We start from the raw sequence: 15,090 nt of genomic DNA on the forward strand, positions 1-15,090 counted from the left end.
GGAACTGGTTCTCTGCTGACGGGCTCAATGTATCGTTGGCAGCGTAAAATCCGCGTGAAATCGTAATGTGCTTTGGCGGGCCGATAAGGAAGAAAATTCGTTCCCGGCTTCAGTCATGGGGGGAGGATAGAAGCCGGGCATGCGTTTTTTGGTCTGCTTTAGTGATCGCGCTGATGCACACAGCGGCCTGCGCTGTAGCTGGCTTGAATGCAACGATCGTCACCCAGCAGGGCCAGTACGAACAGTTGCTCTTCCAGCGAGTTCAGCATGGTGCTGCGGCGCGCCATCAAGGGCGTTGCCTTGGGATCCATCACAATAAAATCGGCCTCGGCACCCGGAGCCAGCGTACCGATTTGGCCTTGCATGTCCAGCGCGTGGGCAGCGCCTTCGGTGGCCATATAGAACATGGATGCGGCGGTCAGGTGGTAATTGTTCAGACGGGCTACCTTGTGTGCTTCGTTCATGGTGCGCAGCATGGAGAAGGACGTACCGCCGCCCACGTCGGTGGCCAGGGTGTGCAGCACCTTGCTGTGGCGAATGGACTGGAAGTCGAACAGGCCGGAGGCCAGGAACAGATTGGACGTGGGGCAGTGGGCCGCGATACTGCCGGTATCGTGCATGCGGGCGCGGTCTTGCTCATCCAGCCAGATGCTGTGGCCGTAAATAGCACGGGGGCGCAGCAGGCCAAAGCTGTCATATACGTCCAGATAGCTGCGGTTCTTGGGGAACAGCTCGCTCACCCATTTGATTTCGTCCTTGTTCTCCGCCACGTGGGTTTGCAGAAAGACATCGGGATAGGCGCGGGCCAGTTCACCACAAGCGGCCAATTGTTCCGGGGTGGAGGTAGGGGCAAAACGGGGGGTCAATGCGTACAATTGGCGGCCCTTGCCGTGCCAGCGCTTGATCAGGTCTTCCGAGTCGCGTGCGCCCGACTCGGCGGTATCTTGCAGATAGTCCGGGCAGTTGCGGTCCATCATGACTTTGCCCGCAATCATGCGCAGATTGCGCTCGTGGCTTTCTTCAAAGAAGGCATCCACGGATTGACGGTGCACACTGCCGTAGACCAGGGCGGTGGTCGTGCCGTTGCGCAGCAATTCGTCCAGAAACACGCCAGCTACTTCGCGGGCATGGTCGCTATCGCCAAAACGGCCCTCAGTCGGGAAGGTATATGTTTCCAGCCAAGGCAGCAGGCCGCTGGCAGGGGAGGCAATAATGTCGGTTTGCGGGAAGTGCAGGTGGGTATCGATCATGCCCGGCATGATGATTTTCCCGCTCAGATCCACGGTTTTTGTACCGGCAGGCAGGCTGCGCGACAGTTCGGCCCAGTCGCCACAGGCCTGAATCTGGCCTTGCTCGTTGACCAGCAACAGACCGTCACTGTGGTAGCGCACGGCTTCGGAAGGATCTTCCAGTGTGGCGGGGTCTGCAACAAAGTACAGCAGTTGGGCACGGTAGGCGCAGGCGGAGTGTAAAGAGGTAGTCATAGTGTCCTAGAAGTCGAGGTCGCATCAGCGACTGAGCTGGCCCATTTCATAGGCGTGGGCCAGCAATTCGGCGGCGACAGCCACGGCAATAATCGAAGGGGCCTTGCCCTTGATATCTGGCACGCCAATGGGGCAGATCAGTTCCTGAATACGGGATTCGGGCATACCGCGCTGTTGCAGGCGGCGCTCGAATTGACGGCGTTTGGTCATGGAACCGATCAGGCCCACATAGGCGGTATCGGGGCGGCGCAAGATCTTTTGGCACAGCGCCAAATCAAGGCCGTGATTATGCGTCATTACCAGAAAATAGCTATTGCTTGGTGCTTGTTCAATCAGGGCATCGGGGATGTCGGTAATTTCCAGGCTGACATTGCTGGGTACCTGGGCGGGAAATAGCTCGGGGCGCTCGTCAATCCATAGAACCTGGCATGGCAGGGTGCCCAGAATCTGCACCAAGGCCTCGCCCACGTGACCAGCCCCAAACAGCAGAATGGTCAGGGGTGGGGGCGGCAGGTCTTCCATCCAGACGCCTTGCGAGCCGTCGTAGTCCAGCCGGGATTCATCCACAATCGAAGGGCTTTGGATATCAACCTGCTTGTTGCCGTCCAAGAGCAATTGCGAACGGCGGCTGGTCGCCTGACCGGCCCGCACGGCGCTGTCCAGCGCTTCCAGCCAGCCCAAGTCTTCCTCACCCAGGGTTTCGTACAGCAGGGTGACCACCCCGCCGCAACACTGGCCCAGACTGGGGCCCAGTGGCAGGCGGCTCATGCTCCAGCCGGGGCCGCCGGGCTGGCTGAGCATGACGCGTGCCTGCTCCGCCGCCACCCATTCCAGGTGTCCGCCACCAATGGTCAGCCACTGCTCAGTTTGGCTGAACAGCATGGCCGTACCCGTGGTGCGCGGGGTGGAGCCTTTTGCCAAGGCCACCGAGCACAAAACCAGCCGCTCGCCCGCTTTCAGGCGGGCGAGGGCAAGAGAGGGCCAGCTACTCATTTCGCTTTTCGAATCGCCGCAACCGCCCGCATGACGGCTTCGGCAGTGGCGGGAGCGTTCAGCTCGGGCTCGATCTGGTAGTTTCCTACGCTGGCGACCGCATCGCGGATTGCATTGAACACGCAGAAGGGCAGCAGCAAGGGCGGCTCGCCCACGGCTTTGGAGCGGTGAATCGAATCCATGGCGTTGTGGCCATCGAACAGATTGACGCGAAAGTCTATGGGGCAGTCGCTGATGGCCGGGATCTTGTAGGTCGACGGCGCATGCGTGGTGAGCTTGCCTTGGGCGTTCCATACTAGCTCTTCCGTCGTCAGCCAGCCCATGCCTTGAATAAAGGCGCCCTCAACCTGGCCAATATCCAGGGCCGGATTGATGGATTTGCCGACATCGTGCAGCACGTCGGCACGCAAAAGACGGGATTCTCCGGTCAGGGTGTCGATCAGCACTTCAGCGACGGCAGCACCATAGGAAAAATAGTAGAAGGGGTTACCCTTCATGACTTTAGAGTCCCAGTGCAGGCCAGGGGTGGCATAAAAACCATCGGACCATAGCTGGACACGGGCCTGATAGGCGTGCTCAACCAGTTGGAAGAAGGGCATGGTCTGGTCACCGATCTGGACCTGACCGCGCTCGAACTTCACGTTGGATTCTTCAACCGAGAACAGCTGGGCCGCCACTGTCGTCAGGCGCTGGCGAATCTGGTAGGCCGCATCCTGAGCGGCTTTACCGTTCAAGTCGGTCCCGGTAGAGGCGGCGGTGGCCGATGTATTGGCTACTTTGGTGGTATCGGTGGCCGTGACCCGGATATGCTCCAGATTCAGGCCCAGCTCATGGGCAACCACCTGGGCCACCTTGGTGTTCAGGCCCTGGCCCATTTCCGTGCCACCGTGGTTTACCAGGACGGTGCCGTCACGATAGACGTGAACCAGAGCACCGGCCTGGTTAAAGGCGGGCACGTTAAAGGAAATACCGAATTTCACCGGCGTCAGTGCCAGCCCCTTTTTCAGAACTGGGCTGCTGGCATTGAATTGACGAATGTGTTCACGGCGCTGCCGGTATTCACTGGTCTCTTCCAGCTCGGCCACCAGTTCGTGAATGACGTTATCGACCACGGTTTGATCGTACGGCGTCACATTGCGGTCTTCTTTTCCGTAGAAGTTAATGCGGCGCACATCCAGTGGATCTTTGCCCAGACGGCGGGCAATGGTGTCCAGTGCCACTTCCATCACCAAAGCCCCTTGCGGTCCACCAAAGCCTCGGAAGGCCGTGTTGGATTGGGTATTGGTGCGACCGCACAGCGCGCTCATGTCTACATCAGACAGGTAGTAGGCATTGTCAAAGTGACAGATGGCGCGGGTTGCCACCGGGCCGGACAAGTCGGCAGAAAAACCCGAGTTGGCGGTCATGTCCAGACGGGCGCCCAGCAGGCGGCCTTCGTCGTCGTAGCCAATATCGTATTCGTAGTAGAAACCGTGACGCTTGCCGGTAATCATGAAGTCGTCGTCGCGATCCAGACGCAGCTTGATGGGGCGTTGTAACTTGACGGCGGCCACACTGGCCACGCAGGCGTACAGGGCCGATTGGGATTCCTTGCCGCCGAAACCGCCGCCCATGCGACGGCACTCCACGTGAACCTTGTGTGCGCCAACGCCCAGGCAGTGGGCAACCAACTGCTGCATTTCCGAAGGGTGCTGCGTGGAGCACCAGATATGCACGGCGCCGTATTCCTTGGGCACAGCGTAGGAAATCTGACCTTCCAGATAAAACTGTTCCTGACCATTGCACTGGAATGTACCTTGCAGACGGTGCGGTGCCGATTCCAGCGCTTTCCTGGCGTCGCCTTGTTTCAGGCTCATCAAGGGCAGAACCCCGGCATTGGCGGCTTTGGCTTCTTGTGGTGTCAGGATGGCAGGTAGCTCTTCATAGCTGATCTTGCCCAGGCGCGCGGCACGGCGTGCCTGGTCGTGGGATTTGGCGATCACCGCGAAAATGGGCTGGCCAACGTAATGCACCACACTATCGGCCAGAATCGGGTCGTCATGCAGAATCGGGCCACAATTATTCGCGGCGGGAATGTCCGCAACGGTTAGCACGGCAATGACGCCGGGTGCATGGCGCACGGCGTCCAGATCCACTTCCAGCAAACGGGCATGGGCTTTCTCCGACAGGCCCAGCGCAATGTGGGCTGTGCCCTGCAATTCGGGTAAATCGTCGGTATACGTGGCGGTGCCGCTCACGTGCAAGTCTGCCGATTCGTGCAAAAAGGACACGCCGACGCGTTGCGCCGTGGCGGTGTTCAGGTGGTCGATACTGTCAATTTTCATCACAAAGTCTCCAGGCTGGCTTGAGCTCGGTGAAAGACATTCAACTGGGCGGGACTCAAAGCGTGTTCAGGGTGGGTTTCCAGGAAGAAGCGGTACAGCAAATTGGCCGCACTTTGGTTGCGGTATTCACTGCTGGCACGCATGTCGCTCAGGGCCTGGTAGTCCTGCTGTAGTGCCTGCATGGCAGCCTGTACGTTTTCCTCGTTCCATTCCTGGCCTTGTAGCACCTGCTCGGCGTGGCTGGCACGTTTTGGAGTGGCGGCCATGCCACCAAAGGCGATGCGGGCCTGTTTGACGATTTTGCCATCCAGCTCCACCGCAAAGGCGGCGCACACGGCAGAAATGTCCTGGTCGAACCGCTTGGACAGCTTGTAGGTGCGAAATTGCCATTGGCCCTTGTGGCGTGGGACCAGCAGGCCTTGTACAAACTCGCCCGGTTCCATGGCGGTTTTCTGATAGGCCAGATACAGGTCTTCCAAAGGCATGACGCGCTCAAGCCCACCTTTGCGCAGCACGACACGAGTGCGCATGGCAATCAGGGCCGGCATGGAGTCACCAATAGGCGAACCGTTGGCCACGTTACCGCCCAAAGTACCGGCGTTGCGAATAGGGAAGGAGGCAAAACGCTGGCGCAGTTCCGTCAATTCGGGGTGGTCTTTGATCAGGGCATCAAAAGCGTCGTTCAGCAACACGCCTGCACCAATGTAAAGATCGTCCTCGGTGGTTTTCAGCTCGCGCAGTTCAACGACTTGGCCGATATAAATAAGATGCGGTAGATCGCGGAATTGCTTGGTCACCCACAGGCCTATATCGGTACTGCCAGCCAGAATGCGGGCTTGCGGATATTGCTCGCGCAATTGGGCCAACTGGTCCAGGGTGCGGGGGGCGTGGAAGGTCTGACCCTGATATTCATAGGCCAGCATGCCGTCCTGACGAATGGCACGCAGCTTGTCTTCAATGGATTGGCGATCCATGCTGACTGCCGGGTAGCTGTGCATGGCCTTGGCCGCATCAATAATGGGGCGGTAGCCGGTACAGCGGCACAGATTGCCCGAGAGCACATCGTCGATCTGTTCTCGGGAAACCGGGCCGTTTTCAGGTGAGTGCGTCATGTACAGACCCCACAGCGACATGATGAAGCCGGGCGTACAAAAGCCGCATTGGGCGCCGTGCCAGTCCACCATGGCTTGCTGTACAGGGTGCAAGGTGCCATCGTCCTGGCGTAGATCTTCAATGGTGTAGAGCACCTTGCCATCGAGCGTAGGCAGTAGCTGGATACAGGCATTGACGGCACGTAATTGCAGTTGATTGTTCTGGTCCAGTTCGCCAATCATGACCGTGCAGGCGCCGCAATCACCTTCGGCACAGCCTTCTTTGGTGCCGGTGCAGTGCAGATCCTCACGGATATACTGTAAAACGGTTCGCGTGGTCGGGGCTTGGGCCACTTCCTGTACTTCGCCGCGATAAATAAAACGAATTGGTCTTGTCTCCATGATCTCACTCGACTGGTTTTTTACGGATCGAAGATAGCATTTGCTTAGGACGCGAACATTTGCTTGGAATGATGTTCACTATATAGGCGTATGAGTGTCTACACGGATCAACGGCGCGGGCCAGCGCTTGTATTATTGAGACCATGCCAAAATTACGAGAACAACTAGATCTGCATTTGCTGCGGGTATTGCAGTCGCTGCTCAAAGAGCACAGCGTCTCGCGTACGGCTATCCGCTTGGGCATGTCCCAGCCAGCCGTCAGTAATGCCTTGCGGCGCTTGCGCGAAATCACGGGCGATCCGATTTTGTTGCGCGGTAAAAAGGGAATGGTGCCTACCGAGCGCGGTCCCTTTTTGCTGGCTCATGCTACGGAAGCCTTGCAAGCGATCGAGCGAATTTCTGCTAGCGCGGAACCCATGGATCCCAGTCAGTCTACTCGGGTTTTCAACCTGGGGGCACCGGACTATCTGGACGGTGCTTTTATCCCGGATATTGCGGAGCGGGTGCGTCGTCAGGCACCGCAGGCCCGCTTGGTGGTTCATACCATCAACCCGGATCTGGACTACGTGCAGGCCCTGGAGGAGGGCGAACTGGACGTGGTGATCGGCAACTGGCTGGAGCCTCCGGAAAAGCTGCATCTGGCGCGCCTGTTTGATGACGAGGTGGTCTGTATGCTGGGCCGTCATCATCCGCTGGCGCAGCGTGGCCTGTCCTTGCAGCATTATCTGGAAATGCCGCATCTGGCCCCTTCAGCTCATGTGACGGACAAGCGCGGCTTTATTGATGGCTGCTTGGCCGAGCAGGGCATCAGCCGTCATGTACAGATGGTAGTGCCGTATTTCGGTCTGGTGCCTGGCATTTTGAGCCGCACGGACATGGTATTTACCACTAACCGCCAGTTTGCCGAGTACTATGCCCGCATTCTGCCGATTACGGTTCTGCCTTGCCCGGTTCATTTTCCGCTGATGCGTTTTTACCAGTTGTGGCATCCGCGCACGCATAATGCGGCAGAGCTGCTGTGGTTCAGGCGTTGCATTGCCCAGGCCGCAGGCAGGTTGGATGGATTATCAGAGGGAACTCCATGAGCTTGAGTATTGATTTGAACTGCGACATGGGCGAGAGCTTTGGCCCCTGGGTCATGGGCCATGACGAGCAGGTGATTCCGTGGGTGACGTCGGTCAATATCGCCTGCGGCTTTCATGCCGGCGATCCTGGCACGATGCGTCAGACGGTGGCTTTGGCGCTAAGCCATGGCGTGAAGCTGGGTGCCCACCCCGGTCTGCCAGATCTGGCAGGCTTTGGTCGGCGGGTAATGGCGGTTACCCCCGAGCAGGTCTATGACATGGTGGTGGTGCAGGTGGGTGCCTTGGCTGCCGTTGCCCGCACACAGGGTGCCGCCCTGCATCACGTCAAGGCGCATGGCGCGCTCTACAATATGGCCGCCCGCGATGCGGCATTGGCAAAAGCCATTGCCCAGGCGGTAGCCGATATTGATCGCAGCCTGATTCTGTATGCGTTGGCAGGCAGTGTGCAGGTGCAGGCCGGCCGTGATGCGGGTTTGACGGTGGCTCAAGAGGTGTTTGCTGACCGCAGTTATCAGGATGATGGCAGTCTGACACCCCGTCAGCAAGCTGGCGCCATGATTACCGACGCCGATCAGTCCGTGCAGCAAGTCATGCAAATGATAGAGCAAGGCACCGTTACCAGCTTGTCAGGTAAAACGGTGCCTTTGTCGGCCGATACCCTGTGTCTGCATGGGGATCAGGCCGGTGCGGCCGAGTTTGCGCAGCGTTTGCATCAGGCCTTCGAGCAAAGCGGCGTGCGCGTTCTGGCGGTCTGATTACTCTTTGTGCTCAGGCAGATTGCGGCGCGCGGTATCGGTGCTGGCCAGTTCTTCCAACTCACCTTCACTGAGCGTTTTATACATTTCTATCGACGCCCCTTTCAGGCTGGATACGGGAGTCTCTCCTCGTTTGGCGGACAAAGCAGCGCCGGCGGCTTTTTGTTGAGCTTGAGATAAAGCGGGCATGAAGCACCTCCGTTAGAGAAAAGTGGTCACGCCTGTAGTGTGCCAAATGAACAGGACGGCCAAGCAAGCAAATGTGAAGCTTGTTTGCCGTCTTGAACAAAGATCGGGGAAATCGCCAGTTCAGGACACTTTTCGTTTCTGAATCAGATACATAGCCATACCAAAAACCAGGCCCCAGAAAGCGCTGCCGATATTGAGCAGGCTCATGCCCGAGGCGGTAGTCAAAAAGGTGACCAGCGCTGCGTCACGAGTATCCGGAGCCTCCAATGCCATGTGAATGCTGTTGCCTATCGTGCCCAGCAAGGCCAGACCCGCGATGGCGGCAATCAATTCTGTGGGGAAGGCTGCAAACAGGCTGACGACAGTGGCACCAAAAATACCGGCGGCAAAATAGAAAATACCGGCCCAGACACTGGCACGATAGCGCTGACGCGGGTCTGCATCCACTTCCGGCGTCATGCACAGGGCGGCGCTAATGGCGGCCAGATTGTAGGCATAGCCACCGAAGGGGCCAAAGACCAGGCCGATAATCCCGGTCCAACTGATGACGGTGGAGTTAGGGGCATCGTAATTATGGGCTTTCAACACGGCCACGCCTGGAATGTTCTGCGAGCTCATGGTCACGATGAAAAACGGAATGCCGACACCGATCAGGGCAGTCCAGGAAAACTCGGGCCAGACCAGTACCGGCGTTGCAGGCGTCCAGCTCAAAATATCCATTTTCAGCAAACCTTGCAGGGCGGCAATCGTGACACCGGCTACCAGTGCCAGAGGCACGGCATAGCGGGGCGACCACTGGCGCACCACCAGGAACACGATGAACATGCTCAGGCACAGCAACCACTGAGTCTGCATGGCACCAAACAGATCCAGGCCAAAGCGCAGCAAGATGCCGCCTAGCATGGCGCCGGCAATACTGCGCGGCATGTACTGCATCAGCTTTTGAAAACTGCCGCTAAGACCGCAAATTGTGGTCAGCAGAGACGAAAACAGGAAAATACCCACTGCCTGAGACATGGGCAGGCCAAGCAGGCCGGTGGCCAGCAGTGCGGCGCCGGGGGTGGACCAGGCGGTCAGAATCGGAATCTTGTAGCGTAGTGAAAGACCTGCCGACAGCAGGCCCAAACCAATACCCAAAGACCACATCCAGGAACCCAGCTCGGCAGTGCTGGCTCCGGCCGCCTGCGCTGCCTGAAAAACAATGGCAGCGGAGCTGGTATAGCCTACCAGCACGGCAATCAGCCCCGCCGACATATGAGAGATCTGGAACCAACTTAATAAGCGCTGCAGAGACCCGGGGCGGGACAGGTGTGTGGAGGACATGGATGCGTGTGGTGAGGGTCGTAGAGGCTCAAGAAGAATAGGTTTGGCTTATATAACGGCTGGGGGTTTCGCCCAAAATAGATTTGAAAACACTGATAAAGGCACTGATAGAGGTGTAACCCAATTCCCTGGCCGTGCTCTTTACGGACATTCCCGAACCCAGTTTTTGCAGGGCCAGCATAATCATGAATTGTTGACGCCAGCGCCCAAAGCTCATCCCTGTGTGTTTTAGCATATGTCGGGCCAGGGTGCGCTCACTCATGGCCAGCGCTTTGGCCCAGTCGGCCATCGTGGGACGTGTGTCAGGCTGTTGCTGCATATGCTGTGCAATCGTTTGCAAGACCTTGTCCTCGGGCACAGGCACATGCAATTGGCGGCTAGGCATCTGATTCAGGGTTTCCAAAAGGACCAAGGCCAGTCTGTGCGTTTGGCTACCCGGTTCGTAGTCAGCATTCAGATCGCTTAAATGAATAATCATTTCGCGCACCATGGGGCTCAAATCCAGGGTGCAGCAGTGATCCGGCAATTGATCCAGGCCGGGCTGTATGTACAGGAAATGAATCAGCGCCTGATCGTCGGCGCGGGCGCGATGACGAATCCCGACAGGTACCCAGACGGCACACAGCGGTGGCACCATCCAGTAGCCCTGGTCAGTTTGCAGAGTGACGGAGCCATATTGCGTCATGATCAACTGCCCATTGGGATGGGTGTGCAGTGGATTTTCGGTCGTACTGCCCATCTCCATTTTGATGCTGAAGACAGGTCCGCCCTGAGGATTGGTGCTAAAACTCATGGTTTGTCTGGTTTGAGGTATAAATTGTCATAATATCCTGTTCGCGCCGAGTATGAAACAAGATAGACTAGGGTTTTCACCTACTAGCTGCCTGTCATGTCCCTTGCTCGACCTTCCTGGCTCTCCCATCCCTTGCTGGTGCTGATCGGTGTTTTGCTGATCGCCGGCAGTCTGCGGGCTCCGATTACGGGGATAGCCCCCTTGCTGGAGCTGATCCAGGCCGACCTGTCCTTGTCCTCGACACAGGCTGGGTTGTTGACCGCCATGCCTTTGTTCATCTTTGCCGTGGTCTCATTGCTGGCTGCCTCCATCGCCCGTAAGGTGGGGCTGTCCCGTTCCCTGTTTATTGCTTCCGTGCTGATCGCCATTGGCGTGGTGGTGCGTGTCCTGGGGGGCACGACGGAACTGTTTGCCGGTATCGGCTTGCTGGCCATCGGGATTGCATTGGGTAATGTGCTTTTGCCGTCCCTGGTCAAACGCCATTTCCCCCTGCGTATTGGCTTCATGACCTCTTTGTATGTGCTGTTTATGGGCCTGGTGGCGGCTTTCAACTCTGCGATGGCCGTGCCAATGGCAGAGTGGACAGGCCAAAGCTGGCGCTGGTCGTCCCTGATTGTGGTGGGTGTCATGGCACTGGCCAGTGTCGCGGTGTGGGCCACCCAACTGGGAGCGGATCGCCGTGCGGCTCAACGTGCACCAGCCGCGGCTGCCAGCAGCGTGTCAGTGTGGCGCTTGCCCCTGGCTTGGCACATCACCTTGTATATGGGTTTGAACTCGGTGGCTTACTACATGATTGCTAGCTGGTTGCCTGTGATGTTGGTCAATTATGGTTTTGAAGCGGATCATGCCGGCCAGATTCACGGTTTGATGCAGCTGGCGACGGCCATTCCCGCCTTGCTGCTCATGCCTGTGCTTAGTCGTTTGCATGATCAGCGTGCCGTTGCCTTGGCCGGCGCCTTGTTGCAGACCCTGACCTTTGTGGGTTTTTTGGTCTTGCCGTCTTGGTCTCTGCTGTGGGCGGTCCTGTTTGGCATCGGTAGCGGTAGCGTGTTCTTGATTGCCCTGGCCTTGATCGGCGTGCGGTCGACCTCCACTTCGCAGGCGGCGTCCCTGTCAGGAATGGCGCAATGCATGGGCTATTTGCTGGCTGCCTTTGGTCCGCCCGCCATGGGCGGCTTGCATGATCTGTTCGATAGCTGGGGCTGGGCTCTGGGCTTGTGTATTTTGGTCAGTTTCGCAATGAGCTATGCCGGTTGGCTGGCGGCCCGCCCTGCATTGACTGGTAAGGCTTGAGCCGAATTTGTAAGCCGTAAAGAGCTGGTTCGTCGAGAGAGGGTTGAAAAAAAGCCTGTGATTGCGAGATTCTTGCAATCACAGGCCTTTTTTTGGGGACGACTGGCGGATTGCTTGTTCTGCCACGGCTATTGGGAAGTAGCAAGTTTGCCTGTCTTGACGTTGTTGTAGCTATATAGCGACGCCCATTGCTTTGGGGGCAATTTCTGTCCTTATTCTTTGATGCGCAGTGAAAGGGTGTGCAGGCCCAAGCCGCCCAATGCCAGCAGGGCGCCGACCCAGGCGGTGGAGGTCCAGCCCCAACCAGCCGCAATCGTCAGGCCGCCTAACCAGGCTCCCAAGGCATTGGCCATATTGAAGGCGGAGTGATTCAAGGCAGCAGCCAGTGTTTGGGCATCTCCGGCCACGTCCATTAAACGAATTTGTAAGGCTGGACCCAAAGCCACCAAGGTGCCGATCAGCATGATATTCAAAGGGCCAAGAATAGGGTGGTGGGCCGTAATCATGAACAAGAGCAGCACACCGGTTGCCCAGATCAGCACCAGACGGATACTGCGATCCAGATAGCGGTCAGCATAGCGTGCGCCCAGCAGATTACCCAAGATCATACCGACCCCAAACAGAGCCAGTACAACGGGAATGGCGCTTGCTGACAGCCCGGCCAGCTCCATCAGCGTGGATTTCACATAGCTGAATACCGAGAACATGCCGCCAAAGCCAATCGCGCCTATACCTAGAGTCAACCAGACTTGCTTGCGTTTCAGGGCGCCTAGCTCGCGCAAGGGACTGGCCAAGGTATTGGGAGGGACAAAAGGCACAAACCGCAGCACCAGTGCCATGGTGATCAGGGCAATGATGCTGACAAAAGTAAAGGCCGCCTGCCAGCTCAGCCATTGGCCCAAAGCGGTCGCAATGGGTACACCTAATAAGGTGGCGACGGTCAATCCCAGCATGACATAGGCCACCGCCTGTGCGCGGCGATGGGGCGGCACCAAACGGGCGGCCACCAGAGCCGCAACACCAAAGTAAGTGCCATGTGGAAAGCCTGCCAAAAAGCGGGTGACTAACACGGTTTCATAGCTGGGGGCGATGACGGTCAGAAAATTGCCTATGGCGTAGGCGCCCATCAAGGCAATCAAGAGGCGTCGCCAAGGCCAGCGCGCCCCGAGCACAGCTAACACTGGCGCGCCGATAACCACGCCCAGCGCATAAGCGCTGATTAAATGGCCCGCAGTGGGAATATCGATACCGAGATCCTGGGCGACATCAGGCAGCAAACCCATGATGACAAATTCGCCCGTACCGATGGAAAAACCACCCACTGCCAAGGCCAGAATCGCCAGCAGAACCTGGCGTGGGGATAAAGAGTCGTGTGATGAAGACAAGATAAAAGCCTGAGAAACAAGAGGGGTGGCACGTCCACCCGTAAGAGGCCTTATTGTCACGCAGTCCTGGTGTCTGACTCAAGATTTCTAGAGCTTGAATAAGGTTATGTAACTGCAGGGTATTGAAGTTCTTTTTAAATTTTTAGTTTTTATTACGTCCTAGCACAAATTAATTTAATGATCTACAGCGTTAGTCCGAAGCAACGTATAGAGATTTTTTTATATTTTTTATATAGAATCACGGTATTGGGTGTTTTGTATCCAATCATTTTCCTGTGGTAGCTTTCCCCTGATTTTGCAAGAAATCGGGGGTTTTTTTTGTTTTACTTATTTTGAGTTTCAATCATTGGTACATTGAAGGTCTAATGTCGAAGCGGCATTCAGCCCTGGCTCAATGCCTTTTTTCAGGCGATTGGGTGGTGTTAGGAATTAAAGAGTGGGCCTGTGCATGTTTGCAGCAGGCCCATTTTTTTTAAGCTGATTTTTCTCTTTCTTTGATTTATTGGCTTATCCAGGATAAGTTGATTTTTTGATTATGTCCGGTCATAAATTGTCAAGGTTAAGCGATCCCTTGAAGGGAGTAAAGCAGATAATTTCCAGACTGTATCAAGACTAACCCTAATTTCTGCCATTTTTGTCCGGCTTAATGAAAGAGTAATTTTGCCTGTTTGTATATCTTTTATGACATTGTAAATATGATTATTTTTTATATCTCATTATCATATATTTGATGGTTTTTAAGGATTTGCTTGGCAGGAAGTATTGTGTTCCGAGCTTCTTGCTTGAATCCAATTCAAGTTCATGAGGGAAGAATGCAAGTTGTGTAGATAAGCTCCCAGAGCGCAGCTTGCAGGTCGGCAAGCTATTGTATTGTTTGCTTGTTCAGTCGCTTAATTAAGCGGAAAGTCTTACTGGAATGTTCGTGAATTCGTCTAACCTGTTTAGTGTGGTTAAACGCATTTGGGGTATTGACGAAAATATGAGCTGTTTTTTAATTTCAATTCATGTTTTTTTTTTTACATGCTGGGAAGGGAGCGATAGGCAAACGTATCAGTGATACAGAAGGGCAAAGTGTTGTTTTACGTTTGATCACCAGGTGAACCCTTTGTGTGCTCGGACTGTTGGCTGGCCAAGCCGGGGTGCTGCGTTAGAATCATTTAGGCAGCATACTCAAGGAGGTGGTCATGAAAGTTGCATTGGGCCAGATGGCCGTATCCAGAGATTCGCAGGAAAACCTGAGCGCATGCTTGGGGTTGATCGAGCAGGCCTTACGGTCTGATGCGCAGTTATTGGTGTTGCCTGAGGGTGTGCTGGCCAGAAATGTGGCCGACCCCGAAGTGGTCCTGAAATCCGCGCAGGCCCTGGACGGGGAATTTGTCAGCCGCCTGAGCGTTGCGACCCGCGATACCGATTTGACCGTGGTGTTTTGCATTCATACGCCGGCAGGGGAAGGTAAGGTCTGGAATACTTTGGTGGTGCTGCGTGATGGTCAGGTGCTGGCGCATTACAACAAGCTCCATTTGTATGATGCCTTTTCGGTGCAGGAGTCGCGCTATGTCCAGCCGGGCACTGAAATCCCTGCCTTGATTGATGTGGCCGGTTTCAAGGTCGGTTTGATGACTTGCTACGATCTGCGTTTTCCTGAACTGGCCAGACGCTTGTGCGTGGATGGGGCTCAAGTCTTGCTGGCGCCTTCGGCCTGGCTGAAAGGACCGTTGAAAGAGCACCATTGGCGTGTGCTGACGACGGCGCGTGCTTTGGAGAACACGGCCTATATGGTAGCCGTGGGGGAATGTGGCGAACGCAATATCGGCCAAAGTCTGGTGGTGGATCCTTTGGGCGTGATCGTGGCCCAGGCGGCAGAGGCACCGGCCCTGCTGTTGGTGGATCTGGATCGGGAGCGTCTGGCGTATGCTCGCCGGATTTTGCCCGTGCTGGAAAACCGTCGTTTTGCACCGCCCGAACTGGGTTGA

The 15,090-nt window shown here is 56.3% G+C and carries 12 protein-coding genes; 4 read left to right on the forward strand and 8 right to left on the reverse strand.

Features of this window, described 5'->3' with window-relative positions; all coding sequences use genetic code 11:
• Positions 1–158 precede the first annotated feature (158 nt).
• From guaD to xdhA, 4 genes are read right to left on the reverse strand one after another with little or no spacing between them, the layout of a single operon-like run.
• A complete protein-coding gene (gene guaD / locus AB7E06_RS07110) occupies positions 159–1,484 on the reverse strand; it encodes a guanine deaminase (RefSeq protein WP_108727642.1) in 1,326 nt (441 codons plus the stop codon).
• 24 nt (positions 1,485–1,508) lie between these two features.
• A complete protein-coding gene (xdhC, locus tag AB7E06_RS07115; RefSeq protein WP_427955919.1) occupies positions 1,509–2,477 on the reverse strand; it encodes a xanthine dehydrogenase accessory protein XdhC in 969 nt (322 codons plus the stop codon).
• On the reverse strand, positions 2,474–4,801 hold the full coding sequence (gene xdhB, locus AB7E06_RS07120; RefSeq protein ID WP_427955922.1) for a xanthine dehydrogenase molybdopterin binding subunit: 2,328 nt from the start codon (positions 4,799–4,801) through the stop codon (positions 2,474–2,476). Before xdhB ends, xdhC begins: the two co-directional genes overlap by 4 nt.
• Entirely contained in the window at positions 4,801–6,294 is a 1,494-nt protein-coding gene (xdhA, locus tag AB7E06_RS07125) for a xanthine dehydrogenase small subunit (RefSeq protein ID WP_094197041.1), read from the reverse strand. Before xdhA ends, xdhB begins: the two co-directional genes overlap by 1 nt.
• Positions 6,295–6,437: 143 nt before the next feature.
• On the opposite strand from xdhA, the gene AB7E06_RS07130 reads away from it, so the two are divergent.
• A complete protein-coding gene (locus tag AB7E06_RS07130) occupies positions 6,438–7,379 on the forward strand; it encodes a LysR family transcriptional regulator (protein ID WP_094197040.1) in 942 nt (313 codons plus the stop codon).
• Positions 7,376–8,134 carry a LamB/YcsF family protein gene (locus AB7E06_RS07135; protein WP_230017849.1) on the forward strand — a complete coding sequence of 253 codons (759 nt, stop codon included), beginning with the start codon at positions 7,376–7,378 and terminating at the stop codon, positions 8,132–8,134. The genes AB7E06_RS07130 and AB7E06_RS07135 overlap by 4 nt, the downstream gene beginning before the upstream one ends.
• Here the strand turns inward: AB7E06_RS07135 and AB7E06_RS07140 are convergent, their stop codons facing one another.
• The 3 genes from AB7E06_RS07140 to AB7E06_RS07150 all read right to left on the reverse strand — a co-directional run bounded on the left by AB7E06_RS07140 (position 8,135) and on the right by AB7E06_RS07150 (position 10,439).
• Entirely contained in the window at positions 8,135–8,323 is a 189-nt protein-coding gene (locus AB7E06_RS07140) for a DUF3008 family protein (RefSeq protein WP_264671755.1), read from the reverse strand.
• 120 nt (positions 8,324–8,443) lie between these two features.
• Positions 8,444–9,646 (reverse strand): benzoate/H(+) symporter BenE family transporter, encoded by a 1,203-nt coding sequence (locus AB7E06_RS07145; protein WP_249459500.1) that lies wholly within the window; start codon positions 9,644–9,646, stop codon positions 8,444–8,446.
• Between the two features lie 28 nt (positions 9,647–9,674).
• Positions 9,675–10,439: a helix-turn-helix transcriptional regulator gene (locus tag AB7E06_RS07150; RefSeq protein WP_346548301.1), complete on the reverse strand. Its 765-nt coding sequence runs from the start codon at positions 10,437–10,439 to the stop codon at positions 9,675–9,677.
• A gap of 96 nt (positions 10,440–10,535) precedes the next feature.
• Between AB7E06_RS07150 and AB7E06_RS07155 the strand changes: the two genes are divergently transcribed.
• The gene (locus AB7E06_RS07155; protein ID WP_094197035.1) at positions 10,536–11,732 is read left to right on the forward strand and encodes an MFS transporter; all 1,197 of its coding nucleotides are present in this window, start codon (positions 10,536–10,538) and stop codon (positions 11,730–11,732) included.
• Positions 11,733–11,944: 212 nt separating this feature from the next.
• Here the strand turns inward: AB7E06_RS07155 and AB7E06_RS07160 are convergent, their stop codons facing one another.
• A complete protein-coding gene (locus AB7E06_RS07160) occupies positions 11,945–13,117 on the reverse strand; it encodes an MFS transporter (protein ID WP_094197034.1) in 1,173 nt (390 codons plus the stop codon).
• Between the two features lie 1,184 nt (positions 13,118–14,301).
• Here AB7E06_RS07160 and AB7E06_RS07165 point away from each other — a divergent pair.
• Complete coding sequence (locus AB7E06_RS07165; protein WP_094197033.1) at positions 14,302–15,090, forward strand: deaminated glutathione amidase; 789 nt, start codon at positions 14,302–14,304, stop codon at positions 15,088–15,090.

Origin of the sequence: Alcaligenes sp., assembly GCF_050255915.1 — a bacterium.
Classification (GTDB): Bacteria; Pseudomonadota; Gammaproteobacteria; order Burkholderiales; family Burkholderiaceae_B; genus Alcaligenes; species Alcaligenes aquatilis.